Consider the following 26514-nt stretch of genomic DNA (forward strand, 5'->3'; position numbering starts at 1 on the left):
GCACAGAGCAGCAAATTACTTAACGTAAGCCAGCAGGCTGAGCGAGTCGCGTGCTAACGCTTTACATTTCTTATCGTTAGAGACAGCAATGCCGCTCAGATCGCGATAGCTCTCTTCTCCCAGTAATTTCATGTTGTAGCTGCCATAGTTGGTAAGATCCCAACGGTTCTGCTGGGCAAAGAAAACCAACGCCTTGCGGATTTGCGCATCGGGCAGATCCTGATAGCCGCAATCATTTTTTAGATAGACAAATACCGCGGTCAGATCGGCCAGATCTTCCGCTTCTGATTCGCTAAGCGCAAAGCTGGTGGATGAGAAGCCAAGAAGCCCCGACAGCAACAGGACTTTGATGCCCTTCGTCATAATCATTCTCTAAAAATTGCAATCATCTGACGTTAGCACAGTTATGCACCGTCTTCAGGCCATTTTTACGCTTTGTTGCCGTTTGTGCTAAAAATCGCCAATTCAGTCTGGCAGGCGCCATTTCTTCACGCCGGAAACACAGTAATTGAGCCATGTCTGATAGTCATCACCTCATTTTGCGGGAAGTCTCAGAGTCTGCAGGCAGATGAGTTGAACAAAAGCCGGTCGAATTGAAGGCGATTACTTTTATGATGCAGGCCGCACAGGAACCCTTCCTCTGATGCCACCCGATATAAAAAGAGTAATAAATCTGCCCCTTTCAAAGATGAAGCCTGATATGCGTATTAAACAAGCCATAACCCTATTGATGTAGCTATCTTAGGTTCATTTGCTTGTTAGCTTGACTTTGCCGTTAGGGCAAGGTTTAGGATAACGCCCTCAATATGATAAAGGACGCCATCATGCAACGCCGAGACTTTCTTAAACTGACCGCAGCGCTGAGTGCCGCAGGCCTGTTTCCCTTCTGGCAGGGGCGTGCGCTGGCCGCTGGTCGCCCGGCGCTACCGATCCCCGATCTGCTGAAGCCCGATATTCACGGTGCGGTGCGCCTGATTGCTCAGTCCGGCACCAGCCACTGGCACGGAAAAGCGGTCAATACCTGGGGCTATAACGGCGCGCTGCTGGGTCCGGCGATTGAGATGACGCGTGGTAAGACGCTGAAAGTGCTGATGGAAAACCGCCTGTCGCAGGCGACCACGGTACACTGGCACGGGCTGGAGGTGCCGGGGGATGTGGATGGCGGCCCGCAGGCCACGATCGCGCCCGGCGGTCAACGCACGGTTTCCATTACGCCCGACCAGCCAGCGGCAACCTGCTGGTTTCATCCGCATCAGCATGGAAAGACCGGCTATCAGGTAGCGCAGGGGCTGGCCGGGCTGGTAGTGCTGCGTGATGAGGAATCAGAAAAGCTGCTGCTGCCGAAGCAGTGGGGCGTGGATGACATCCCGCTGATTTTACAGGACAAGCAGCTAACGGCAGAGGGTACCGGCATTGATTATCAGCTGGACGTTATGCATGCCGCAGTGGGCTGGTTTGGCAATCTGATGCTGACCAACGGCGTGCCTTATCCGCAGCAAGCGGTGCCGCGTGGCTGGCTGCGTCTGCGTCTGCTGAACGGTTGCAACGCTCGCTCACTTAACCTGACGGCCAGCGACAAGCGCGCGCTGTACGTTATCGCCAGCGATGGTGGCCTGCTGGCAGAGCCGGTGCAGGTAGAAACACTAATGCTACTGCCGGGCGAACGTTTTGAAGTGCTGGTGGATACCAGCGATGGCAAAGCCTTTGATTTGGTAACGCTGCCGGTTAATCAGATGGGCATGACGCTGGCGCCGTTTGATGCGCCGCTGCCGCTGCTGCATATTTTGCCGTTGCGGGTAATGGCCAGCGGCTCGCTGCCGGATACGTTGGCTAATTTGCCGCCGTTACCTGCCAGCGATAACCTTCCGGGCCGTTGGTTACAGCTGATGATGGATCCTCAACTGGATCGGCTGGGGATGCAGGCGCTGCAACAGCGTTACGGCAAACAGGCAATGGCGGGCCATGAGAGTACAGGGCATGCTATGGCGCAACATACGGATTCAGCCGGTCACGATCATCAGGCAATGACGCATCAGAACCACAGTCATGCGATAGAGAATATGCCGCCGCAAACCGCTTCCGGCTATGATTTCCATAACGGTAATAAGATCAACGGCCAGGCCTTTGATATGAACAAGCCACTGTTTGCCGTGAAGCAGGGCCAGCTGGAGAAGTGGACCATTTCCGGCGAAGGCGATGCGATGCTGCATCCTTTTCATATCCACGGCACGCAGTTCCGTATTCTTTCAGAAAACGGCAAGCCGCCTGCGCCGCACCGGCAGGGATGGAAGGATACGGTGCATGTGGAAGGCTGGCGTAGCGAAGTGCTGGTGCGTTTTAATCATAAGGCCAGCGCTCAGCAGGCGTATATGGCGCACTGTCATCTGCTGGAACATGAAGATACCGGCATGATGCTGGGCTTTACCGTCGAATAACCCCATATCTTTTGCCAATGCCCGATTATGGTGAACGCGATCGGGCGTTAATGGTTTAATTTTTCATTTGCGGCAGATAAATAGCGGTATCGTTAATTAAAAAATTTTCTTAGCAAAATAGATTTATACGGAAATTAATTAAAGGAGTAATTATGACACGTAAAAAGTCTTCGCTTATTTTTTCTATTAGTTATCTGTCTACTATTTATATTGTTACGCATAGCTCTTTGAGAGTAAGCGCGCCTTGCCAACAGCTTACGGATATCCTGGCAGCACTGTTGATATTCCTGGGAGTAAATAAATCCTGTTATTTGCTAACAGCTTTTTATCATTGGTATAAAGGGACGGATGAAAAAACTAAAACATAACTATTTCACGCGGCGTTATTCATTGTGCTTTTAAAAACCATCCCTTTATAAAAGGGCCACCTTTTTCAGACAGCCCTTTAACTTTTCTTATCATACTGCGGGATTATGCCTGCTCCAGCGCCAGGCGGAGATCTTCAATGAGATCGTCGCTGTTCTCAATGCCAATCGACAAACGAATGGTCGCTTCGCCAATACCAATCCGCTGCCGTACTTCAGCGGGCACGCCGGAATGGGTGGTGCTGCCCGGATGGCTGGCAAGCGATTCGGTACCGCCGAGGCTTACCGCCAGCTTAAACAGCTGTAGCGCGTTAAGGAAACGGAAAGCGGCGGGCTGACCGCCACGAACATCAAAGGAAAAGGTTGAGCCCGCGCCGCTGCTTTGCGCCTGAAATGTTTTACCCGCCGCAGAGTCGCTATCCAGAAACCTCAGATAGTGCAGCTTTTCCACTTTCTGATGATCGCGTAAGAAACGGGCTACCGCTTCGGCATTACTGTTCGCTTTTTCCATGCGCAGCGACAGCGTTTCCAGCGAGCGGCCCAGCATCCAGCTGGAGTGCGGATCCAGCTGGGTACCAATAGCGCTGCGCAAGGCGCGAACCTGATTCATCAGCGCTTTACTGCCCATCGCCGCGCCGGCGATCAGATCGGAGTGTCCGCCAACATATTTTGTGAGTGAATAGAGCGAAATGTCCGCGCCATGCTCCAGCGGGCGCTGAAACAGCGGGCCAAGCAGCGTATTGTCGCAGGCAATAATCGGTCGGCTTCCCTGCTGTTCGCCAATCTTATCTGCCACGCGGCGAATCAGGGCGATATCCACCAGGCTGTTGGTAGGGTTGGCGGGCGTTTCAATTAAAATAACCGCCACGCGGCCAATCGCCGTTGCCCGGTCGGCTGCCTCCTGTACTTTTTCCTCATCCAGACCATCGCTGAAGCCTACTGCCGCCACGCCAAGCTGATGGAAGGTTTTGCTCAGCAGGGTTTCAGTGCCGCCATACAGCGGCTGTGAATGCAGAATAACGTCGCCAGGCCGCACAAAAGCGAGCAGGGTGGTAGAAATAGCGGACATTCCCGAAGAGAACAGCACGCTGCTTTCAGCCCGCTCATACACCGCCAGCCGATCCTCGACAATCTCGCTGTTAGGATGATTAAAGCGGGAATAGACCAGCCCGCCGGACAGGCCTGCAGGCGGCTCGCGTCGGCCTGAGACATAATCGAAAAAGTCGCGACCATCTTCAGCGCTTTTGAAAACAAAGGTAGAGGTCAAAAACACCGGCGGCTTAACCGCGCCTTCTGATAAGGCAGGATCGTAACCGTAGTTCAGCATTTGCGTTTCCGGCTGTAGCGGGCGGTTACCAATATGGGTTTTTTTAGTCTGAGCAGCGCACATAATCTCTCCTGGCGATGAAGCCGTCTGGCATCATAAATTGAGCTTACGCTATCACAGGCGCTCATTGGCTGATAAATGACTTAACGTTCTAACTTTAAAACCAAAAGCATAATTAAATAACGCGTCTTGGAAGTTTAGCAGTCTGTATATCTGTTTCTCGCCGGGGCAAAGGTTGGCTGCGTTGGGGTATTTGGCGGACAAAATATGATAGACTTTGCTGCTTTCGACAGATGACGAAGCCTGAAGCTATGAAACACACCGTTGAAGTTATGCTCTCCGAAGCGGAGATTCGCAATCGTATCGCTGAACTGGGTCAACAAATCACTGAGCACTACCGTGACAGCGGAAGCGACATGGTGCTGGTAGGCCTGCTGCGCGGCTCCTTTATGTTTATGGCCGATCTGTGCCGTACCATTGAAGTGCCACACGAAGTCGATTTTATGACCGCATCCAGCTACGGCAGCGGCATGTCCAGCAGCCGTGATGTGAAAATTCTGAAAGATCTGGATGAAGACATCCGCGGAAAAGATGTGCTGATCGTGGAAGATATTATCGATTCTGGTAATACACTGAGCAAAGTGCGAGAAATTCTCAGCCTGCGCGAGCCGAAGTCACTGGCCATCTGTACCCTGCTGGATAAGCCTTCGCGCCGTGAAGTAGCGGTGAACGTTGAATATATCGGTTTCTCTATTCCTGACGAATTCGTGGTTGGCTACGGCATTGACTACGCGCAGCGCTATCGTCATCTGCCTTACATCGGCAAAGTAGTCATGCTGGAAGAGTAATACAGGCGATTGTGCTGCCAGAGACAGCACAATCGATTAAAGATAGCGGTTGCCGGAAAGGCTATTATGCTGCCCCTGATTAGCGATGGCTTTCAGGTTGATTCAGCAGGTTAGCAATGCCTTGATGGTAACGCTGTTCAAGCAATTCGCGGTTGGTGGCGGTGACTTCCAGGTCGCGCAGGCAGCCATCATGGATGCCGTAAACCCAGCCGTGAATCGTGACTTTCTGCCCACGTTTCCATGCTGATTGCAGAATAGTTGAATGGCCCAGGTTATAAACCTGCTCCATGACGTTGATTTCACAAAGCTTATCAAAGCGTTTCTCTGGCGGCAGTTCGCCAAGGAACGAGCTATGCTTGTACCACAAATCGCGGATATGCAGCAGCCAGTTGTTGATCAGGCCCAGTTCCGGGTTTTCTACCGCCGCCTGCACGCCGCCGCATCCGTAGTGTCCACAAATGATGATATGTTCCACCTCCAGTACCTCTACCGCATATTGCACCACGGAGAGACAGTTGAGGTCGGTATGGATCACCAGGTTGGCTACATTACGGTGAACAAACAGTTCACCTGGCTCAAGGCCGGTTAAGCGCTCGGCTGGAACGCGGCTGTCAGAACAGCCAATCCACAAAAAGCGTGGCTTTTGCGCCAGGGCAAGACGTTCAAAAAAGCCGGGATCTTCTTCAACCAGTAATTTGGACCATTCGCGGTTGTTGCTGATTAGTGTATCAATATCTTTCATGATGGTTATCGATCTGTAACAAGCAGAAATGCGTTTCCGTACTATAGGACAACATTTGGTAATTTTAAACGGTAAAAACGATTGTTAACAAAACAGGGTAAATAACGCTTCTATGACGTATGCACTGGAACTTGAAAAGCTCACCAAAACCTATCCCGGCGGCGTGCAGGCGCTAAAAGGGATCGATTTGTCGGTTGAGGCGGGCGACTTTTATGCGTTGCTGGGGCCAAACGGCGCCGGTAAATCAACCACCATCGGCATCATCAGTTCACTGGTTAACAAAAGCGGCGGTCGGGTTCGTGTCTTTGGTTACGACCTGGAAAAAGATGTGGTCAACGCCAAGCGTCAGCTGGGGCTGGTGCCGCAGGAGTTTAACTTCAATCCGTTTGAAACCGTTTTTCAGATTGTGGTTAATCAGGCGGGTTACTATGGCGTTGAACGGCGCGAGGCGCAGCAGCGGGCAGAAAAATACCTGACCCAGCTCGACCTGTGGAACAAACGCAACGAGCGCGCGCGTATGCTTTCCGGCGGCATGAAGCGTCGCCTGATGATCGCGCGTGCGCTGATGCATCAGCCCAAGCTGCTGATCCTTGATGAGCCGACCGCTGGCGTCGATATTGAGCTGCGTCGTTCAATGTGGGTATTCCTGAAAGAGCTAAACGCGCAGGGCACCACCATTATCCTCACCACCCACTATCTGGAAGAAGCAGAAATGCTCTGCCGTAATATCGGCATCATTCAGAGCGGTGAACTGGTTGAGAACACCTCAATGAAAGGGCTGCTTTCGAAGCTGAAATCGGAAACCTTTATCCTCGATCTGGCGGCGAAAAGCGCCTTGCCGAAGCTGGAAGGCTTCCAGTACCGCCTGCTGGATACCTCAACGCTGGAAGTTGAGGTCATGCGCGAGCAGGGGTTAAACAGCGTTTTCAGCCAGCTTAGCGCGCAGGGTGTGCAGGTGCTTAGCATGCGTAACAAGGCGAATCGCCTGGAAGAGCTGTTTGTGAGTCTGGTGCAGGGGAAAACGGGAGGTCACGCATGATGCACTTATATTGGGTTGCGCTGAAAAGCATCTGGGCCAAAGAGATTAACCGTTTTGCCCGTATCTGGATCCAGACGCTGGTGCCGCCGGTCATCACCATGACGCTCTACTTTATTATTTTTGGTAATTTGATCGGCTCGCGCATCGGCGATATGCACGGCTTCAGCTATATGCAGTTTATCGTGCCCGGCCTGATTATGATGGCGGTGATCACCAACGCCTACGCAAACGTAGCCTCCTCCTTCTTTAGCGCCAAGTTTCAGCGCAACATTGAAGAGTTGCTGGTGGCACCGGTGCCGACCCATATCGTGATCGCCGGTTACGTTGGCGGCGGCGTGGCGCGCGGCATCTGCGTGGGGATCCTGGTTACGGCGGTCTCGCTCTTTTTTGTGCCGTTCCACGTGCACTCCTGGCTGATGGTGGCGGTTACGCTGCTGCTGACGGCGATTATGTTTTCTCTGGCGGGCCTGCTGAACGCGGTATTTGCCCGTACCTTTGACGACATTAGCCTGATCCCGACCTTTGTTCTGACGCCGCTGACCTATCTGGGCGGGGTGTTTTATTCGCTGACGCTGCTGCCGCCATTCTGGCAGGCGGTTTCGAAGCTGAACCCGGTGGTCTATATGATCAGCGGCTTCCGTTACGGCTTTTTGGGCATTAACGACGTTCCGCTGGTGTTTACGCTTTCGGTACTGATCGCCTTTATCGTGGTGTTTTATATTCTCGCCTGGACGCTGATACAGCGCGGGCGCGGTTTACGCACCTGATGCCCGCTTGCTGAACGCGCTCCCCGGAGCGCGTTTTTTTTGCCTGCGTTCTCCCCTGTGCAGCGTTTCTGCTGTTCTCACGTAAAGGCTGCGATCGCTCTCACATCTTCAATTAGTACATCTGTACAATTTCATCGGCTGTGTCAGGCTGTCAGCTGCAAAAACAGAGAGGCACAAATGACAGAGAGAAGCTGGCGCCAGGATCCGCTGCGACGCGAACGCATCGCCGAAGCGGCTCTGGAAGTAATTGTAAAATATGGCGTTGCCGGGACAACCTATCGTAAGGTTGCGGCGCAAGCTGCCGTGCCGCTTAGCGCGGTAAGTTACTATTTCAGCAGCCTGAATGCGCTGCTTTTTGCCGCTTTTAACCAGCTTTCCCGACATATCTCCGATCAATTCTCAGCGCTTATCTCCCGCGCACGAACACAGCAGGAGGCGATAGACGCGGTAGTCACCATTATTTTTGGCGATGCCACTTCCTCATCGCGCACTCTGCTACTGAGCTATGAACTGTACGCTTTCGCCAGCCGTCATCCGCAGCTAAAACCGGTGATGCTGGAATGGATGACACGCAGCCGCAGCGCGCTGGAGCACCATTTTTCGCCGACGGCGGCGGTCGCCATCGACGCTTTTATTGAAGGCATGATGATCCATCGTTCAGTAATGCCGGTCGTACCTGAACAGGTGGCCAATGCCATCCGACAGCTGGCCAGCCTGTAGCTCAGGCTTCTGGCTTTGTAATCCGCACTAATGGAGGGACTATGACAGAAGCAGAAAAAGCGCTGGCGGGGCTGCTTTACGATGCCAATTACGATCCGGCGCTCATCGCCGAACGTGGCGAGGTGAAGTACCGGCTGCAAATCTACAACACCACCGATCCGCGTGATTTGGCGCAGCGGGAGAAACAGCTTAAGGCGCTGCTGGGTAAAACCGGCGAGCAGATCCTGATTGAACAGCCTTTTTACTGCGACTACGGGCGAAATATCGAAGTCGGTGAAAACTTTTATGCCAACGTTAATCTGGTGATCCTTGACTGCGGCAAGGTCACTATCGGCGACAACGTTTTTATCGCGCCCTGCGTCGGCATTCATACCGCCGGTCATCCGCTGGACGTGGAGCAGCGCAATCGAGGGCTGGAATATGCCCGCCCGGTTACCATCGGCAATAACGTCTGGATTGGCGCAGGCGTACAGATATTGCCAGGCGTCACGATTGGCGATAACAGCGTGATTGGCGCCGGTAGCGTGGTAACGAAAAGCGTGCCGGAAAATGTGGTGGCGGCGGGAAATCCGTGCCGGGTACTAAAAACAATTTAATCACTATGCTGAGGTTTGTTATGCCGCAGTTTCACTGGATTAATGAGCCAGCCGTCTGGCGCAATGAGAACGGTCAGTTAACCGTCATCACCGACGGTCAAACCGATTTCTGGCGCGAAACCTGGTACGGTTTTACCCGCTTCAGCGGCCACTTTTGGGGCTGCGAGATACAGGAAGATTTTACTTTTCAGGCGCGGGTGCGTGCCGATTTTCATACCCTGTACGATCAGGCAGGCATTATGTTTATGGCTGATGAGCAGCACTGGTTAAAAGCGGGAATTGAATATAACGATGGACAGCCGGCGATGGGCAGCGTGCTGACTCAGGGGCGTTCTGACTGGGCAACCGGCCCGTTCAACGGCGATGCGCGTGATTTCTGGATGCGCTTAACGCTGCGTGACCATGCTCTGCGGCTGCAGTATTCAGCTGACGGCGTTGTCTGGCCGTTGCTGCGGCTGTGTCATATCGCTAAAGCTGAACGTTATCAGGTGGGGATAATGTGTTGTACCCCAGAGCGCGCCGGGCTGGAAGTGATGTTCAGTGACATAAGCCTGACGCCGCCGAATGGCAAAGCGCTGCACGATTTAAGTTAAAAAGCAGGCGAGCGGGGCGACCCTGCCCCGCTGCGAGGGTCAGGCAACCTGCACCGGCACCGCTTTAGCCAGGCGTTTCATCTGGTTATCACCTTCGAAATAAGCCACTTTGGGCTGCCACTGGCGCGCTTCTTCGTCCGGCATCTGTACATAAGAACAGATAATCAAAATATCACCTTCACAGGCGCAGCGGGCAGCCGCGCCGTTAACGGAAATGATTTTCGAACCACGTTCAGCAGCAATTGCGTAGGTAGAGAAACGCTGGCCGTTGGTTACGTTATAAATATCGATCGCCTCGTACTGAAGAATACCGGAAGCGTCGAGAAAGTCCTGGTCAATGGCGCAGGAACCTTCGTAGTGCAAGTCAGCCTGAGTGACTTTCACTCGATGCAGTTTGCCTTGCAGCATGGTGCGTACCATATCTCTGTTACCTTGTTCTGCAACGAATCAAAAGTTGAGCGACAGTATTCATGGATTACCGACGCTTGTCTACTGGGTCAGATCAACCGTCTGATTGTCGATCAGTCGGGCTTTGCCCAGCCATGCAGCCATTAAAATAACCGCCTGTTTGCTCTCTACATTGAGCGGCAGCAGCGTTTGGGCGTCACAGATCGCCAGGCCGTCCGGCGTTAAACCTTTATCACGCAGCTCGGCTTCGGCGCTTTCGATAATCTCTTCAATATGGCGCTCGCCGTTGGCCAGCTTACTCGCCATTGTTTTCATTACCTGGCTCAGCGCCGGTGCCAGCTTACGCTCATCGGCGGTCAGGTAGCCGTTACGCGAACTGAGCGCCAGGCCATCTTTCGCACGCACCGTCGGCACGCCGATAATATCGATATCGTAGCCCATATCCGCAACCATCTTGCGTATCAGCGCCAGCTGTTGATAATCCTTTTCGCCGAAGCAGGCCAGATCAGGCTGCACCAGATTAAACAGCTTGCTCACGATGGTTGAAACGCCACGGAAATGGCCGGGGCGACTGGCGCCTTCCAGCAGGCTGGAGAGGCCTGGCACCTCAACAAAGGTCTGGGTATCCAGCCCTTTGGGATAGACATCGGCGGGAGCCGGAGCAAACACCAGATCAACCCGCGCCCGGTTCAGCTTTTCACAATCTTCCTGCAGCGTGCGCGGATAGCGTGCCAGATCTTCAGCGCGATCGAACTGCATGGGGTTAACAAAAATAGTTACCACCACAATGTCGGCGCGCTCGCGGGCTTCATCCACCAGCGTCATATGACCTTCATGCAGGTTGCCCATGGTCGGCACCAGCGCAATGCGTTTGCCTTCCTGACGCCAGCGCCTGATTTCACGGCGTAGCATCGGCAACGTTTCGATAATCAACACGGACTTTCTCCTGTTCACTGGAAACTGTGCTCAGCGGCGGGATAGCTTGCCTCTTCCACTTCCTGAATATATTGGCGCACGGCAGCGCGAATATCACCGGTTTCGGCAAGGAAATTTTTAGCAAATTTGGGAATATGACCGCCGGTAATGCCAAAGGCGTCATGCATGACAAGGATCTGCCCGTCGGTGACGTTACCCGCCCCGATGCCGATCACCGGAATGCTTAGCGCCTCGGTGACGCGCTGCGCCAGCGCCACCGGAACGCATTCCAGCACCATCAGCTGGGCACCTGCGGCCTCCAGCGCCAGCGCGTCGGCAAGCAGCCGATCCGCAGCTTCGCTGTCGCGACCCTGCACTTTATAACCGCCAAAGATATTAACCGACTGTGGCGTTAAGCCCAGATGGCCACACACCGGTACGGCGCGATCCGTTAGCATACGCACGGTTTCCGTCAGCCAGGCGCCGCCTTCCAGCTTCACCATATTGGCACCGGCGCGCATCAGCTGGCCCGCATTTTCACAGGCCTGTTGCGGCGTAGCGTAACTCATAAACGGCAGATCGGCGAGCAGCAGGCAGTGCGGCGCGCCACGGCGTACCGCAGCCGTATGCCAGGCAATATCTTCAACGGTAACCGGCAGGGTAGACTCATACCCCATGACCGTCATCCCCAGCGAGTCGCCGACCAGCATCACCTTCATGCCTTCATCGGCAAAGAGTCGGGCAAAGCTGAAGTCATAGGCGGTGATGGAGGCGAATTTTTTGCCTGCCTCTTTTAACTGGCGCAGGTGCGAAATGGTGGTAGGTTTCATGACTTTCTCAACGTCAACTTACTGGTTGGCGAAGTGTAAATCATCGACGCAGTCAGAGGAATGGCTTATCGTTGCGGCGGCACGCCGGGTAAAACGGGCGTGCCTGTTACCAGGGCAGGATAGCGCTGCAGTCAAGCCCGGCGGCGACTGCAGCAAGCGGGTGGCCATCAGGCAGCCGGGCCTGCGGCGCGATTTCCAGCAGCGGCACCAGCATAAAGGCGCGATTATGCATATCGTAATGCGGCACCGTCAGGCGCGGCGTATGCAGCACCCGATCGCCGAACAGCAGAATATCGAGATCCAGCGTGCGCGGACCCCAGCGTTCCGCTTTACGCTCCCGCCCTTGTTCCAGCTCAATGCGCTGCGTATGGTCGAGCAGCGCTTCCGGCGACAGCGCTGTATCAAGCGCCACGGCAGCGTTAAGATAGTCCGGCTGATCGGGCGGTCCGTAGGGCGGGGTGCGATAAAAAGAGGAGACCGCGACCCGCTGCGTTTGTGGAATGGCATCCAGCGCATCAAGTGCGTTACGCACCTGATGCAGCGGATCGGCCAGATTACTGCCTAAGGCGAGATAGACGCGGGTCATGCGTTGCTGCTGTTATCGCGGCGCGGCGCGGCAGGGCGCTTGCGCGGACGACGCTGACGGCGACGCGCGACCGGCTCATCGCCGAGGTTTTTCAGCATATGATTCTGCTGCGGCGGCGCGGCGGCCTGGAATTCACCCCACCAGTTCGCCAGACGCTGCAGTTCAGCGTTGTTTTCCACTTCAGCGCGCAGCGCCAGCAGATCGTATGCGGCACGGAACTTAGGATGCTCCATCAGCTTAATCGCGCGCTTGCCGTGGCGACGAGACATCCGCAGCTGTAGCTGCCAGATATCACGCACCAGCGTGGTAATGCGTTTCGGGATCGCCAGCGAGCGGCACGCCTCATCCAGCACATCATTCATTGCCAGCGCAAACGCATCGTAATAGGCAAGGCCGCTTTCCTGTGCGATACGCTGCGCATTTTCCAGCTGCGGATACCAGAACATCGCGGCAAACAAGAAGGCGGGATTTACGCGCATCTGGTTATGAATACGCGTATCGGTATTTTTCAATACCTGTGCCAGCATCTGCTCCATCTGGCTGTCGCTGTGTTCGGTAAAGCCACGGCTCAGGATCGGGAACAGCGGCTGGAACAGCTGATATTCGCGCAGCAGCAGATAGGTTTTGTAACCGTAACCCGCCTGCAGCAGCTTCAGCGCTTCTTCAAACAGACGCGCCGGAGGAATATCGTTCAGCAGCGTGGCAAGACGCGGTATTGGCTCAGCAGTGGTTTCCGCGATGGTCATATCCAGCTTGGCGGCAAAGCGCACCACGCGCAGCATCCTGACCGGATCTTCACGATAGCGCGTCTCAGGATCGCCAATCAGGCGGATAATGCCCTGTTGTAAATCCTGCAGGCCGCCGACGTAATCACGCACGCTAAAGTCAGCCACGCTGTAGTAAAGGCTGTTGATGGTTAAGTCGCGACGCTGGGCATCATCTTCAATGGTGCCGAAAATATTGTCGCGCAGCAGCATACCGTTTTGGCCGCGCTGTGCGTTGCTGTCTTCTTCAGCCTGATGATGACCACGGAACGTAGCCACTTCGATCACTTCAGGGCCGAACATCACATGAGCAAGACGGAAGCGACGGCCAACCAGACGGCAGTTGCGGAACAGCTTACGCATCTGCTCCGGCGTGGCGTTGGTGGTCACATCAAAATCTTTCGGCGCTTTACCCAGCAGCAGGTCACGGACACCACCGCCCACCAGATAGGCCTCATAGCCCGCTTTATTCAGGCGATAAAGGACTTTCAGGGCATTTTCGCTAATGTCTTTGCGCGAGATGTTGTGACTTTCACGAGGGATGACGGTCATCTGCAGTTCGTCTTCCTCAACCTCTGCCAGTGCCGTCTCTTCACGACTCAGAACTTTACGGCAAAAATTAGCTACTCGGGTAAAAATAGGACACCTCGATAATGACGATAATTCGGTGGTAAAATCAGCGGCTAATCATAGCCTGTTGCGAACCATTTGAGAATGGTGTTGTCGTTTCAATGGCAGCCAGCGCGTCATCGCGCGGCACTTTTGCCAAATCCCACTGCGCAACAGCCAGCGCTAACAGCTGCGTGGTTGTTATATCCTGCCAGTTTTCCGGCGTATCTTGTCCCAGAAAGCGCAGCGCTCTGACCAGTACCGGGCGGGGATCGCCGCTGGGCAGGGCAGGCGCATGGTTCTGCTTCGACAGCTTATTGCCATCATGATTAAGCACCAGCGGCAGATGCAGGTAAGCTGGCTCCTGCCAACCCAACTGACGCCAGAGCGCAATCTGCCGTACCGTGGGTGCAATTAAATCAGCGCCGCGCACGATTTCCGTCACGCCCTGAAAATGATCGTCCACCACTACCGCAAGGTTATAGGCAAACAGCCCGTCACGGCGATGAATAATAAAATCTTCTTCCGCCAGCGCGGCATCAACCTGCACTTCGCCGCGCAGTAAATCATGAAACTGCCTGACCGGCTGCCGCTGGCGCAGCCGCAATGCCGCCTGCTGCGGATCAAGATGCAGATCGCGGCAGTGACCATCGTAAAAGCCGCCAATCTGCTGAATGCGGCTACGGGTACAGGTGCAGTAATAACTTTGGCGATGCTGACGCAGCCACTCCAGCGCATCGCGGTAGGCCTGATGCCGCTGCGATTGCCACACCACTTCACCGTCCCAGTGCAGGCCGTAATGTTCCAGCTGATGCAGAATCGCGTTAGCAGCACCGGGCACTTCGCGCGGCGGATCGATATCTTCGATGCGTACCAGCCAGCGGCCACCCTGAGCACGGGCGTGCAGATAGCTGCCAAGCGCGGCAATAAGCGAGCCGAAGTGAAGTTCACCAGAAGGGGAAGGGGCAAAACGTCCTGTACAGGGAGTAGACATAACCGCTTTCACGTAACAGCGGCGGCGCGGAACAGATATCCCGCGCCACCGCTTTTCACGTGCCGTTAGCCAGCCATTTGTTTTTCGCGGATTTCCGCCAGCGTTTTACAGTCGATGCAAAGATCGGCGGTCGGACGCGCTTCAAGGCGACGAATACCAATTTCAACGCCACAGGATTCACAGTAGCCGAAATCGTCGTCTTCCACCTTTTTCAGGGTCTTCTCGATCTTTTTGATCAGTTTACGCTCGCGATCGCGGTTGCGCAGTTCGAGGCTGAACTCTTCTTCCTGAGCGGCCCGGTCGACCGGATCAGGAAAGTTAGCTGCTTCATCCTGCATATGAGATACCGTACGATCCACTTCATCCCTGAGTTGATTACGCCATGCTTCAAGAATTTTCCTGAAGTGAGACAGCTGGGCTTCGTTCATATACTCTTCGCCCGGTTTCTCCTGGTACGGCTCCACCCCAGCGATGGCGAGAATACTCAGGGACGATGTTTTACGGTTTTGCCCTTCTTGCATGTTGTTTCTCCTGGATAACACGCACTATCGATCCCCAGAGGGGAAAAAAACAGGCCGCTATAAATAACAGAAGCAGTCAAGGTTGGCAATTATTCCTGAACATGTCTTGACAAGCCTGTGAGGAAAAGCGTATTTAGCGCAACGCTACTTTTTATCACAACAAATCGCACTAAATATTACAACGCCAGGTTTATCCGCTGATTCAGCCACATGCCCGCTGGTGATAACTGCGCCTTATAACAGAGAACTTCCACTCCGCTCTGCTGTGCCTGTGCCAGTTGTTCTGCATAACGTGCGTCAATATGACGCGCGGGGGCTACGTCCTCAATCCCCGAGTGCAAAACAGTAAATAACATAACCGCGCGCTCGCCCCGTTGGGCGATGCTGGCCAGTTCACGCAGGTGCTTTTGGCCTCGCACGGTCACCGCATCCGGAAAATATCCTTTACCCTGTTGTAACAGTGTTACGGATTTCACTTCAATATAGCACTCCGGCTTATTGTGCGCCTGCAGCAGAAAATCGATTCGGCTGCGTTCTGCGCCATATTTGACTTCAGCCCGCAACTGCGGGTAACCAGACAATTCCGCAATTTGCTCTGTTGCCAGCGCTTCACGTACCAGCTGATTAGCACGCAGCGTATTGACACAGATAATATGGCCCGTTTGCGTTTGCGTTAGCTCCCAGCTGTGCGGATATTTACGCGTCAGGCTGGTGGAGGTGGAGTACCAAACGGTATCGCCAGGCGTTGCGCAGCCGGTCATGGCACCGGTATTGGCGCAGTGTATCGTTAATGCCTCGCCTTCCGGCGTGACGACATCCGCAAGAAAGCGTTTATAGCGGCTTATCAGACGCGCCGGACGCAATGCCGGTTCAAAATTCATACGGACTCCTGCAGCGGCCAGCTTTGTAGCGCGCGATAGCGGGTTCGCCCCTGGGCGAAAACCGACTGGTATAAAGAAAAATGATCCACCGTAAACTGCCAGTGGAAATTACGCGGCGGCAGGGCAACCGGGCGCGTCGCGTTGCGCAGCAGGGTGATATGCGGATGAAACGGCTGTGGGCTTTGGTAACAGCCGCTGCGCGCCGCCTGAGCGCGCAGCATCTCCGCCAGCTGCAGCAGGCCGCGCGGCGCCTGACGACAGCCGAGCCAGACCACGCCGGGACGCGGCCAGTGCCCGGCATCATCCAGCTGTAGGGTAAAAGGCGGCTGCCGAATACGACCGGCCAGCTGTTGCAGCCCCTGCGCTTTTTCATCGCTGATTTCGCCAAGGAATGCCAGCGTAATATGCAGGCTGGCGGCCACCACCGGTCGCCCTGCCTCCTCGGGGAACTGTTCGGCGCGCCAGCGAACCAGCTGCTGTTGCAACGGTTTGGGTAATCCGATGCCGAAAAAGAGACGACGTGCGCTCATAACACTCTCCGGTAAACAACACAGAGGAATGCTACAATGCGCACCATCATAAGACCAATGCTGGACGGAGTTTCGTTTGAGTGAATTACCGGTAAGCGCCGTGCTGCCAGAGGTGCTGGCGGCATTAAAACAGGCGCCGCAGGTGTTGCTTGCTGCGCCGACGGGCGCGGGTAAATCCACCTGGCTGCCACTGCAGCTGTTACAGCAGGGCAACATTGCCGGACGCATTATTATGCTGGAGCCGCGTCGTCTGGCGGCGCGTAATGTCGCACAGCGTCTGGCGGAACAGCTGGGTGAAGAGCCCGGCGCAACCGTGGGTTATCGCATGCGCGCCGACAGTCGCGTTGGGCCTGCTACCCGGCTGGAAGTGGTCACCGAAGGCATTCTGACGCGCATGCTGCAACAGGATCCAATGCTGGACGGCGTTGGGCTGGTTATCCTGGATGAGTTTCATGAACGCAGTTTACAGGCCGATCTGGCGCTGGCGCTGCTGCTCGATGTTCAACAGGGGCTGCGCGACGATCTGCGCCTGTTGATTATGTCCGCTACGCTGGACAATGCGCGGTTAAGCGTGCGTCTGCCTGATGCGCCGCTGATTGTTTCCGAAGGCCGCAGTTTTCCGGTAGAGCGGCGCTATGCCAGCCTGCCGACGCAACTGCCGTTTGATGAAGCTGTCGCACGCGAGGTGGCCCAGCTGCTGCGCGAAGAAAGCGGTTCACTGCTGCTGTTTCTGCCAGGTGTGGGGGAAATCGAGCGGGTGAAAAACCAGCTGGCGCAGCGCGTCAGCAGCGATATTGAGCTGTGTCCGCTATATGGCGCGCTGCCGCTGGCAGCGCAGCGGCGGGCGATCCTGCCAGCGCCGCAGGGGAAACGTAAGGTGGTACTGGCGACTAATATCGCCGAAACCAGCTTAACCATTGACGGCATTCGTCTGGTGGTGGATAGCGCGCTGGAACGCACGGCGCGTTTCGATGCGCGCAGCGGCATTACGCGCCTGCAAACCCAGCGTATCAGTCAGGCGTCCATGACGCAGCGCGCTGGACGCGCCGGTCGTTTATCACCCGGCATCTGTTTACATCTGATCGCACGCGAGCAGGCGGAACGCGCCGCGGCGCAGAGCGAGCCAGAAATCTTACAAAGCGATTTAAGCGCATTGTGGCTCGATTTACTGCAGTGGGGATGCCATGACGCGGCCCAGCTGAACTGGATTGATGCGCCGCCCGCGCCGGCGCTACTGGCGGCGCAAAAGCTGCTGAGGATGCTCGGCGCGCTTGGCGAAAACGGTCAGTTGACGGTACGGGGACGCGCAATGGCGAAGCTGGGCAGCGAACCACGGCTAGCGGCGTTATTAACCGCCGCCAGCGATCGGGATGCGCAGGCAACGGCCGCCCGGCTGGCCGCTATCCTTGAAGAACCGCCGCGTCAGGGTAGCCGTAATCTCCTTGATCATCTGTTTACGCCGCACGCGGGCTGGCAACAGCGCGCTCGTCAGTTACAAAAGCGATTGAATGGCGCAGGCGGGCAGCCGGATGCGATGCTGGCACCAACGCTGCTGGCGCAGGCGTTCCCCGATCGTCTGGCACGCCGACGGGGTGAAAGCGGCCGCTATCAGCTGGCGGGCGGCCCGGGCGCGATGCTCGATCATGAGGATGGACTCACGCGGCATGAATGGTTGATCGCGCCGCAGCTTCTTCAGGGCGATACGCAGGCTGAAGCGCGTATCCTGCTGGCGCTGCCAGTAGAGATTACGACACTTCAGCGCGACTGCCCCGGCCTGGTACGTAGCGAAACCGATATCGAATGGGATGAAGCAAAAGGAACACTGCGCGCCTGGCAGCGCGATAAAATTGGCGTGCTGGCGCTGAAATCACAGCCGCTGGCGAAGCCTGATGCTGAGGTACTGCATCCGGCGATGCTGCGCTGGATCCGCGAAAAGGGGCTGGAAGTGCTTAACTGGACGCCGGAAGCGAGCCAGGTGCGGCTGCGGCTGCAATGCGCCGCGCAGTGGCTGCCGGAAGAGAAGTGGCCTGCGATGGATGATGAGTCGTTGCTCGCCACGCTGGAAAGCTGGCTGTTGCCGGAGATGAGCAACGTGCGTGATATGAAAGGTTTGCGTCAGGTGAGTCTGACGGGCGCATTATTACATTTGCTCACATGGTCACAACGCCAGCGGCTGGATAGTGCGTTACCAACTCATTACACTGTGCCGACCGGCAGTCGTCTGCCGATTCGCTATGATAGTGAGAAGCCGCCCGCGCTGGCGGTGCGCCTGCAGGAAATGTTCGGCGAGGCGCAAAATCCAACGATTGCGGAAGGGCGCGTAGCGCTGGTGCTGGAGCTGTTATCGCCCGCGCAGCGGCCATTGCAGATTACCCGCGATCTTGCCGCCTTCTGGCAGGGTGCATATCTGGAGGTGCAAAAAGAGATGAAAGGACGCTATCCCAAACATGCCTGGCCTGACGATCCGGCCAGCGCGTTACCTACGCGTCGCACCAAAAAATATGCGTCGCCGCAGTAGCCATCTTTCAGAGGGTTCTGCTTTTCGAAATAAAGTAGTAAGAACAGAGTAGCCGGCCATTACCTGGAGAAACGAAACAGATGTCTGGGAACGATCGCGAACCTATCGGGCGCAAAGGGAAACAGCCCAAACCGCCACGTCAATCGGGTGGACCGGGACGCCGCAGGGAAGAGTATAACGACGAAGAGAATGATGATTACCAGGAGGAAAGACCGGTGCCACGTAAAGGAAAAGGGCGGCCGCCGCGCAGCAAAAAAAGAAAATGGCTGGGATGGCTGATTAAGCTATTTATCGTGTTTGTGGTGGTGATGGCTGCCTATGGCGTTTACCTTGATTCAGAAATTCGCAGCCGTATCGATGGCAAAGTCTGGCAGTTGCCGGCGGCGGTGTATGGTCGTATGGTCAGCCTTGAGCCAGGCATGGCCTACAATAAAAAAGAGATGATTGCGCTGCTGGAAGGCACACAGTATCGCCAGGTAACGCGCATGACGCGGCCCGGTGAGTTTACCGTGCAGGCGAACAGCATCGAAATGATCCGCCGTCCGTTTGATTTCCCCGACAGTAAAGAAGGGCAAATTCGTGCACGTCTGACGTTCAGCAACAGCACCCTGAGCGAAATCAAAAACCTTGATAGCGGACGTGACTTTGGTTTCTTCCGGCTCGACCCGCGCCTGATCACCATGCTGCAATCCCCTAACGGTGAGCAGCGCCTGTTTGTGCCGCGCGCCGGTTTCCCCGATCTGTTGGTTGATACGCTGATCGCAACCGAAGACCGTCATTTCTATGAGCACGACGGCATTAGCCTTTACTCGATTGGCCGTGCCTTCCTGGCGAATATTACCGCCGGGCGTGCGGTGCAGGGCGGCAGTACGCTGACGCAGCAGTTGGTGAAAAACCTGTTCCTCACCAACAAGCGCTCCCTGTGGCGTAAAGCCAATGAAGCCTACATGGCGCTGATTATGGATGCGCGCTACAGCAAAGATCGCATTCTTGAACTCTATCTGAACGAGGTCTATCTGGGTCAGGCCGGTAACGATCAGATCCGGGGCTTTCCGCTAGCCAGTCTCTATTACTTTGGTCGCCCGGTGGATGAGCTGAGCCTCGATCAGCAGGCGCTGCTGGTTGGTATGGTTAAAGGCGCATCCTTGTATAACCCGTGGCGTAATCCAACGCTGTCGCTGGAGCGCCGCAATCTGGTGCTGCGTCTGTTACAACAGCAGAAGGTAATCGATCAGGAGCTGTATGACATGCTCAGCGCCCGACCGCTTGGTGTACAGCCAAAAGGCGGGGTTATTACGCCGCAGCCAGCCTTTATGCAGATGGTGCGCGGTGAGCTGCAGGCGAAACTGGGCGATAAGGTAAAAGATCTCTCCGGCGTGAAAATTTTCACCACGCTCGATCCGGTTTCACAGGATGCGGCAGAAAAAGCGGTGGAAGAGGGCATCCCGGAGCTGAAAAAACAGCGCGGCCTGAAGGACCTGGAAACCGCGATGGTGATTGTTGACCGCTTTAGCGGCGAAGTCCGGGCGATGGTCGGCGGGGCCGATCCGCAGTTTGCTGGCTATAACCGTGCCATGCAGGCGCGCCGTTCCATTGGCTCGCTGGCGAAACCGGCAACTTATCTCACCGCGCTGTCACAGCCGGATACGTATCGTCTGAATACCTGGATCGCTGATGAACCTATCGCGCTTAAACAACCCAACGGTCAGGTATGGAAGCCGCAGAATGATAATCGTCGTTTCAGCGGTAAAGTGATGTTGGTAGACGCGCTGACCAACTCCATGAACGTTCCTACGGTCAACCTGGGAATGACGCTGGGGCTGGACAGCGTAATGAGTACCTGGATCAAACTGGGGCTGCCGAAAGATCAGCTGCATCCGGTACCGGCAATGCTATTGGGTGCACTTAACCTGACACCGATTGAAGTCGCGCAGGCGTTTCAGTCGATTGCCAGCGGCGGTAACCGTGCGTCACTCTCTGCCGTGCGCTCAGTGATTGCCGAAGATGGCAGCGTGCTGTATCAGAGCTTCCCACAGGCGGAGCGTGTTGAACCGGCGCAGGCGGCTTATCTGACGCTTTATGCCATGCAACAGGTGGCGGCACGAGGGACTGCGCACGCGCTGGGCGCACGCTATCCTGACGCGCATCTGGCCGCGAAAACCGGTACCACTAACAATCAGGTCGACAGCTGGTTTGCTGGCGTGGATGGTAAAGAAGTGGCGATTACCTGGGTAGGACGCGACAATAACCAGCCGACGAAGCTCTATGGTTCGTCAGGCGCGATGCAGCTCTATCGCCGCTATCTGGATAACCAGGCTCCGATGCCGCTGGTGCTGACGCCGCCGGAGGATATTGCTTCGATGGCCGTGGATTCTGCCGGCAATTTTGTCTGTGATACCGGCAGCAGCGGCTGGCGTACGCTTCCGGTATGGACCACGGATGCCACCGCGCTTTGTCAGCAGCAGTGGCAGCAGCAACAGTTGCAACAGCAACAGTTGCAACAGCAGCAGATGCAACAACAGCAGCAGCAACAACAGCAACCGCAACAACAGCAACCGCAACAACAGGATAGCGATGGCGTTGCCGGCTGGATAAAAGACATGTTTGGCGGTAATTAACCCACGTTACTGAGCCATAAATAGAACGGGCGCATCCGCAAGGAGCGCCCGTTTTTTTGGCGTTGTCTGCTCTGACGGAGGGATAAGGTAAAACGGCCTGTGTTAAACAGGATATTAGGTTTTATTTAAAGCATTAAACGCATCTAAGAAATTTTCTGTTAGCTTTTAACAAAGAGCTCGCTTGTTTTTTATTGCTTTGTGAGAAATTGCTGTGTTATTTTTTTTCAGGCAATAACGCTTTCGCTGAAGAGTGATAATGGGTGAATGGTTTGCTATTTATTGCTTCTTTTTATTCTGTTAAGAAATGTCAGATTTTTCCAGGGATGTTAAATCTGTCTAATTATGGTTGGCGTTTTTAGCCAGCAGAATCGAAAGATATGGGTATCTGTCTTAATAAAAAGGAATTTACTGTGGGAAATTTATTAAAGAATATTAATTTATCCGCTAAATTAGCAATGCTGGGCCTGTTTGCCCTGGTGCTTTTTGTTTTACCTACCGCGTTATTGGTTAAACAAGGCAATGAAGCAATTGATGTGAAGCAGCAAGAGATTAGAGGTATTCTGACAGAAAAAGAACTATTAACCTTGCTCGGTATCTATCAGCGTCACTGGGATGAAAGCCATCTTATCATTTCTAAGGGTAAAGGCACTTCGCCAGCCCACTCAGCTACGATAAGCGAGGCAGAGAAGCTGCAAACCTCTCAGCTTAAAAACCTGACCATGATGCAGGCCAAATTTGCGATGAAAAAAATGCAAAGCACCATAGATATATGGGCAGAGCTGCAGCGCAAGCTAAGCGATCCTGCGTTTACGCTGACTGAAAATAATATAATGCATGAAAAGCTGATCTCCTCGTTGCTGGATGTGATTGTAGACGTACTTGATTTTTCAAAGCTGTCACTGGACGCAGATTTGGACAGCTATCAGTTGATGCTGAGCACTTTTAACCGCATCCCGGAGATGATTGCTGGCCTGGCTCAGGTGCGAGGCAGCGGGGCCGAGTTTTTAGCGACCAATAATGTGAAGAAAGAGGCGGACTATGACCGGGTTGCCGATCAGATAGAACAGACAAAGAGATCGCTGGATATATTCCATAAATACTTTATGAAGGCATTTGCCCTGAACGATGAATTAAAGATAAAACTGTCTCAGCCGGTTGAACAACTATGGAAAGTATCGGCGGAGGCGCTACAGGTTGCAGATAATATCTTTACTCATCGGCAAACGATTAAATTGAGTGAAAGCGATTATACCCTGCGTTTTAATACGATTTTAAATAAATATGAACATCTTGGTCATACCGCTGCAGACTCGCTTACACAGCTGCTTACTCAACAGAGCGACAACAAGCGTCTTTCACAGATATGGTTACTGGGATCGCTGATTTTAATAGCTTTAATGATGGTTGCTTTTACCATATTTATTGTAAAAACAGTGACCCGCCCGCTTAATGAAGCGACCATGATTGCCCAAAAGGTCGCCAGCGGCGATTTAACCCATAATATTCAGGTGGACGGCAATAACGAAACAGCCTCCCTGTTGCGTTCACTCAGTGAAATGAACCATCGTTTGTCGAGTCTGGTTTTTTCTATTCAGGAGAGTTCGGACGTTATCGCCAGCTCTTCTGAAGAGATTGCCAGCGGCAACCAGAATCTTTCCGAGCGGACAGAGAGTCAGGCGGCATCGCTTGCTGAAACGGCGGCCAGCATGGAACAGCTGACCTCCATTATCGGTCAGAACGCGGATAACACGCGTCACGCAGCCGAAATGGCGCAGGAGGCGACAGAAGCCGCATTAAGCGGCGGGGAAGCGATGGAGTCTGTTAAAGCCTCTATGGAGCAGATCAACAACAGCGCCGGGCAAATTCAGGAGATCATTGGCGTGATTGATGGCATCTCTTTTCAAACCAACATCCTGGCATTGAATGCGGCGGTCGAGGCGGCGCGCGCGGGGGAGCATGGTAAAGGTTTTGCCGTGGTCGCCGCTGAGGTACGTGCGCTGGCGCAGCGCTCGGCAACCGCCGCACGTGAGATTAAACAGCTGATTGAGCAGTCGGTGGTGCATTCTATGCAGGGCATTAATATGGTGCAGGATGCCCGGAAGAAAGTGAACCAAAGCGTTACCTCGATCGAACAGACCGCGCAGCTGGTTAAAGATATTTCGTCCTCCTCTGAAGAGCAAAGCGCCGGGATTTCGCAGATCAGCATCGCTGTTAATCAAATGGACAGCTCGACCCAACAGAATGCCGCGCTGGTAGAGCAGTCGGCAGCGGCCTCCGGATTGCTGGCTGAACGGGCAAGGGCGTTGCGTGAGGCGATTTCAGTGTTTCGCACCAGTAAAACGTAATAGAGATGAAGCGGGGCGATGCCACAGTAACATTGATCGCTTTCCCGCCGTGAATGGGAAAACAGACGGCGGGACAAAACCACGAACCCAAAGGGATTGTACGGGCGCATCAGGATGCGCCCGTTTTTTGATCTGACTCATAGCGCCTCGATCACCGCTTTAAAGCTGGCCTGCAGGGCACGTATATCCCCGCATTAGGGCTTGCAGATCTGAGTTTGTTTCGCATATTATCCAACCACAACAATAAGCATACGAATAATTATCGTTTGCGTTTCCTTTTTCATCGCCTGACCTATTTCCACTCAGAGAAAACATAATGGCAAATGCGCGTAGTAAAATTTTTACTGCTTCCGCTACGGCGGGCTTGTTGAAACGTCCGCTGGCGGTGTTGGTGGCGCTAACCCTGGCGGGAGGAGGCTCTGCCTTTGCCGCAGAGCAGACGCTGGTGGTGGATGCCACAGCCGACGCGCCGCAGGAAAGTGCATGGGGACCGGCTGCAACTATCGCCGCTAAGCACAGCGCAACCGGCACCAAAACCGATACGCCAATCGAAAAGAACCCGCAGTCAGTATCGGTGGTAACACAACAAGAGATGGAAGCGCACGGCATCACGTCTGTTAAAAGTGCTTTTAATTATGCACCTGGCGTTCTGACCAATAACCGTGGCAGCTCTGAGGTTATTGACGCGTTGTCAATTCGTGGGTTTAGTGAAACCAATACCAACCAGTATTTGGATGGGCTGAAGCTGCAAGGTGATAATTATTCCGAGTTTGCTATAGATCCTTATTTCCTTGAACGGGCTGAGTTATTACGCGGCCCGGCTTCCGTACTCTATGGTAAGAGCAACCCGGGCGGCGTTGTTGCTTTGGTCAGTAAGCGACCAACTACGACACAGCTACGCGAAGTACAGTTCAGAATGGGAAGTAATAACCTCTTTGCGACTGGTTTCGACTTTTCTGATGCACTCGATGATAACGGAGTATATAGCTATCGTCTGACCGGTCTGGCACGCAGCCAGGATGCGCAGCAAGAGATGAACAAAGAGAAACGCTACACTATTGCGCCTTCTTTTAGCTGGCGGCCAGATAACAATACTCGCTTCGATTTACTGACAATGTTCCAGAACGAGCCTGAGACCGGTTATTATGGCTGGCTGCCGCGTCAGGGAACCGTAGTGCCGATTATTGAAGCAAATGGTAATGAGCATAAGCTACCAACCAATTTTGATGAAGGTGAAAAAAGCAATAAAATTTCGCGTAACACTAAAATGGTTGGTTATAACTTTGAACACCGTTTTAATGATACCTGGACTGTGCGTCAGAACCTGCGTTATGCCGATCTGCATACTGATTACCGCAGTATTTATGGCAGTAGCTTTACTGCTGCTACCAATGAGATCATCCGTGGAGCAGCATTCTCCAAAGAACACCTGACTACGTTTACGGTTGACAACCAGGCTGAAGCAAAATTAGCCACAGGCGAGGTCAGTCATATTATATTAGCTGGCGTAGATTATCAGCGTACCCGCAATGATATTGATGCGCAGTTTGGTACGGCAAGCTCCATTAACGCGATCAATCCTCAGTATGGCAATGCCAGCTGGTCGCCTTACTCTTCCCCCTATAACTACCTGAATCGCCAGGAGCAAACTGGTCTCTATGCTCAGGATCAGATGGAATGGAACCGGTGGGTGCTGACCCTTGGTGGTCGCTATGATTTTGCCAAAACCTCGGCTAATAACCGTTTTGCCGGTACGACAGTAGAAAAACATGACCAGGCTTTTACCTGGCGCGGCGGCTTGAATTATCTCTTTGATAATGGTGTAGCCCCCTATTTCAGTTACAGTGAGTCTTTCCTGCCCACATCTGGCACCACCGTAGAAGGCCAGCCGTTTGATGCCTCGCGCGCTAAGCAATATGAGGCAGGCGTAAAATATGTACCAAAAGATCGACCTCTGGTCGTAACGGCTGCTGTTTATCAATTAACGAAGAGCAAAAACCTGACTGCCGATCCCGATCCGCAAAACGTTGGCTGGAGCGTTCAGGGGGGCGAGATACGCTCGCGCGGTCTGGAGCTGGAAGCTAAAGCGGCCCTTAATGCCAACGTCAATATGACCGCTTCTTATACTTATATTGATGCAGAATATACGCACGACACTCAGTTGCAGGGACGCACGCCGGTGCAAGTACCGCGGCAGATGGCTTCCCTGTGGGGCGATTACACCTTTAACGAAACGGCTTTTTCTGGTTTGACGCTGGGCGCAGGGGTGCGCTACGTTGGCGAAAGTAAAGGTCTCTACAGCGTGGGTGATAATGCCAATAAAAACTTTGATGTAGCAGGTTACACCACGGTGGATGCCGCCGTGAAATATGATCTGGCTCGCTTTGGACTGCCGGGATCCAGCGTAGGGGTGAATGTGAATAATTTGTTTGACAGAGAGTACGTTGCCAGCTGTTATCGCGATTATGCCTGCTATTGGGGCGCTGAACGCCAGGTGGTTGCTACCGCAACGTTCCGTTTCTAAATCCATCCATCCGGGCGCGGCTTTGGTCGCGTCCGTCAC

Annotated in this window: 24 protein-coding genes; 12 read left to right on the forward strand and 12 right to left on the reverse strand. The window is 54.2% G+C overall.

Annotated elements, in window-relative coordinates; all coding sequences use genetic code 11:
* Positions 1-15 precede the first annotated feature (15 nt).
* Positions 16-363: a YacC family pilotin-like protein gene (locus tag ACQE3Z_RS15660; protein ID WP_085067958.1), complete on the reverse strand. Its 348-nt coding sequence runs from the start codon at positions 361-363 to the stop codon at positions 16-18.
* Positions 364-824: 461 nt separating this feature from the next.
* On the opposite strand from ACQE3Z_RS15660, the gene cueO reads away from it, so the two are divergent.
* Complete coding sequence (gene cueO / locus ACQE3Z_RS15665) at positions 825-2435, forward strand: multicopper oxidase CueO (protein ID WP_426974504.1); 1611 nt, start codon at positions 825-827, stop codon at positions 2433-2435.
* A 152-nt stretch (positions 2436-2587) separates the two neighbouring features.
* The gene (locus ACQE3Z_RS15670; protein WP_426974505.1) at positions 2588-2803 is read left to right on the forward strand and encodes a hypothetical protein; all 216 of its coding nucleotides are present in this window, start codon (positions 2588-2590) and stop codon (positions 2801-2803) included.
* Positions 2804-2906: 103 nt separating this feature from the next.
* Here ACQE3Z_RS15670 and ACQE3Z_RS15675 read toward each other — a convergent pair whose 3' ends face one another.
* Positions 2907-4190: a cystathionine gamma-synthase family protein gene (locus ACQE3Z_RS15675; RefSeq protein WP_426974506.1), complete on the reverse strand. Its 1284-nt coding sequence runs from the start codon at positions 4188-4190 to the stop codon at positions 2907-2909.
* 248 nt (positions 4191-4438) lie between these two features.
* On the opposite strand from ACQE3Z_RS15675, the gene hpt reads away from it, so the two are divergent.
* The gene (gene hpt / locus ACQE3Z_RS15680) at positions 4439-4975 is read left to right on the forward strand and encodes a hypoxanthine phosphoribosyltransferase (RefSeq protein ID WP_426974507.1); all 537 of its coding nucleotides are present in this window, start codon (positions 4439-4441) and stop codon (positions 4973-4975) included.
* Positions 4976-5054: 79 nt separating this feature from the next.
* Here hpt and can read toward each other — a convergent pair whose 3' ends face one another.
* Entirely contained in the window at positions 5055-5717 is a 663-nt protein-coding gene (gene can, locus ACQE3Z_RS15685) for a carbonate dehydratase (RefSeq protein ID WP_208615334.1), read from the reverse strand.
* A 112-nt stretch (positions 5718-5829) separates the two neighbouring features.
* Between can and ACQE3Z_RS15690 the strand changes: the two genes are divergently transcribed.
* The 5 genes from ACQE3Z_RS15690 (at position 5830) to ACQE3Z_RS15710 (ending at position 9432) form a co-directional block, all read left to right on the forward strand.
* Entirely contained in the window at positions 5830-6756 is a 927-nt protein-coding gene (locus tag ACQE3Z_RS15690; RefSeq protein ID WP_085067953.1) for an ABC transporter ATP-binding protein, read from the forward strand.
* Entirely contained in the window at positions 6753-7523 is a 771-nt protein-coding gene (locus ACQE3Z_RS15695) for an ABC transporter permease (protein ID WP_085067952.1), read from the forward strand. Before ACQE3Z_RS15690 ends, ACQE3Z_RS15695 begins: the two co-directional genes overlap by 4 nt.
* A 177-nt stretch (positions 7524-7700) precedes the next feature.
* Positions 7701-8243 (forward strand): TetR/AcrR family transcriptional regulator, encoded by a 543-nt coding sequence (locus ACQE3Z_RS15700; protein WP_426974508.1) that lies wholly within the window; start codon positions 7701-7703, stop codon positions 8241-8243.
* A gap of 41 nt (positions 8244-8284) precedes the next feature.
* A complete protein-coding gene (locus tag ACQE3Z_RS15705; RefSeq protein WP_426974509.1) occupies positions 8285-8839 on the forward strand; it encodes a sugar O-acetyltransferase in 555 nt (184 codons plus the stop codon).
* Positions 8840-8859: 20 nt separating this feature from the next.
* A complete protein-coding gene (locus tag ACQE3Z_RS15710; protein WP_426974510.1) occupies positions 8860-9432 on the forward strand; it encodes a DUF1349 domain-containing protein in 573 nt (190 codons plus the stop codon).
* Positions 9433-9471: 39 nt separating this feature from the next.
* Here ACQE3Z_RS15710 and panD read toward each other — a convergent pair whose 3' ends face one another.
* From panD to thpR, 9 genes are all read right to left on the reverse strand, one after another.
* Positions 9472-9852, reverse strand: a complete 381-nt coding sequence (panD, locus tag ACQE3Z_RS15715; protein ID WP_038628123.1) for an aspartate 1-decarboxylase — start codon at positions 9850-9852, stop codon at positions 9472-9474.
* Positions 9853-9921: 69 nt separating this feature from the next.
* Positions 9922-10776, reverse strand: coding sequence for a pantoate--beta-alanine ligase (panC, locus tag ACQE3Z_RS15720; RefSeq protein ID WP_426974511.1), 855 nt, complete (start codon positions 10774-10776; stop codon positions 9922-9924).
* A 14-nt stretch (positions 10777-10790) separates the two neighbouring features.
* Complete coding sequence (gene panB / locus ACQE3Z_RS15725) at positions 10791-11585, reverse strand: 3-methyl-2-oxobutanoate hydroxymethyltransferase (RefSeq protein ID WP_250651871.1); 795 nt, start codon at positions 11583-11585, stop codon at positions 10791-10793.
* 106 nt (positions 11586-11691) lie between these two features.
* Complete coding sequence (gene folK, locus ACQE3Z_RS15730) at positions 11692-12171, reverse strand: 2-amino-4-hydroxy-6-hydroxymethyldihydropteridine diphosphokinase (RefSeq protein ID WP_426974512.1); 480 nt, start codon at positions 12169-12171, stop codon at positions 11692-11694.
* Positions 12168-13574 (reverse strand): polynucleotide adenylyltransferase PcnB, encoded by a 1407-nt coding sequence (gene pcnB, locus ACQE3Z_RS15735; RefSeq protein ID WP_426974561.1) that lies wholly within the window; start codon positions 13572-13574, stop codon positions 12168-12170. The genes folK and pcnB overlap by 4 nt, the downstream gene beginning before the upstream one ends.
* A gap of 37 nt (positions 13575-13611) precedes the next feature.
* Complete coding sequence (gluQRS, locus tag ACQE3Z_RS15740) at positions 13612-14538, reverse strand: tRNA glutamyl-Q(34) synthetase GluQRS (RefSeq protein ID WP_426974513.1); 927 nt, start codon at positions 14536-14538, stop codon at positions 13612-13614.
* A 65-nt stretch (positions 14539-14603) separates the two neighbouring features.
* Complete coding sequence (dksA, locus tag ACQE3Z_RS15745) at positions 14604-15059, reverse strand: RNA polymerase-binding protein DksA (RefSeq protein ID WP_013507920.1); 456 nt, start codon at positions 15057-15059, stop codon at positions 14604-14606.
* A 176-nt stretch (positions 15060-15235) separates the two neighbouring features.
* Positions 15236-15940: a DNA/RNA nuclease SfsA gene (gene sfsA, locus ACQE3Z_RS15750; RefSeq protein ID WP_426974514.1), complete on the reverse strand. Its 705-nt coding sequence runs from the start codon at positions 15938-15940 to the stop codon at positions 15236-15238.
* Positions 15937-16470: an RNA 2',3'-cyclic phosphodiesterase gene (gene thpR, locus ACQE3Z_RS15755; protein WP_426974515.1), complete on the reverse strand. Its 534-nt coding sequence runs from the start codon at positions 16468-16470 to the stop codon at positions 15937-15939. Before thpR ends, sfsA begins: the two co-directional genes overlap by 4 nt.
* Positions 16471-16546: 76 nt before the next feature.
* On the opposite strand from thpR, the gene hrpB reads away from it, so the two are divergent.
* From hrpB to fhuA, 4 genes are all read left to right on the forward strand, one after another.
* On the forward strand, positions 16547-18988 hold the full coding sequence (gene hrpB, locus ACQE3Z_RS15760) for an ATP-dependent helicase HrpB (protein WP_426974516.1): 2442 nt from the start codon (positions 16547-16549) through the stop codon (positions 18986-18988).
* Between the two features lie 80 nt (positions 18989-19068).
* Positions 19069-21606, forward strand: a complete 2538-nt coding sequence (gene mrcB, locus ACQE3Z_RS15765; protein ID WP_426974517.1) for a bifunctional glycosyl transferase/transpeptidase — start codon at positions 19069-19071, stop codon at positions 21604-21606.
* A gap of 410 nt (positions 21607-22016) precedes the next feature.
* Entirely contained in the window at positions 22017-23951 is a 1935-nt protein-coding gene (locus ACQE3Z_RS15770; protein WP_426974518.1) for a methyl-accepting chemotaxis protein, read from the forward strand.
* Between the two features lie 316 nt (positions 23952-24267).
* Positions 24268-26475, forward strand: coding sequence for a ferrichrome porin FhuA (gene fhuA, locus ACQE3Z_RS15775; RefSeq protein ID WP_426974519.1), 2208 nt, complete (start codon positions 24268-24270; stop codon positions 26473-26475).
* Positions 26476-26514 lie beyond the last annotated feature (39 nt).

Source organism: Pantoea sp. FN0307 (assembly GCF_050113815.1).
Lineage (GTDB): Bacteria > Pseudomonadota > Gammaproteobacteria > Enterobacterales > Enterobacteriaceae > Mixta > Mixta alhagi.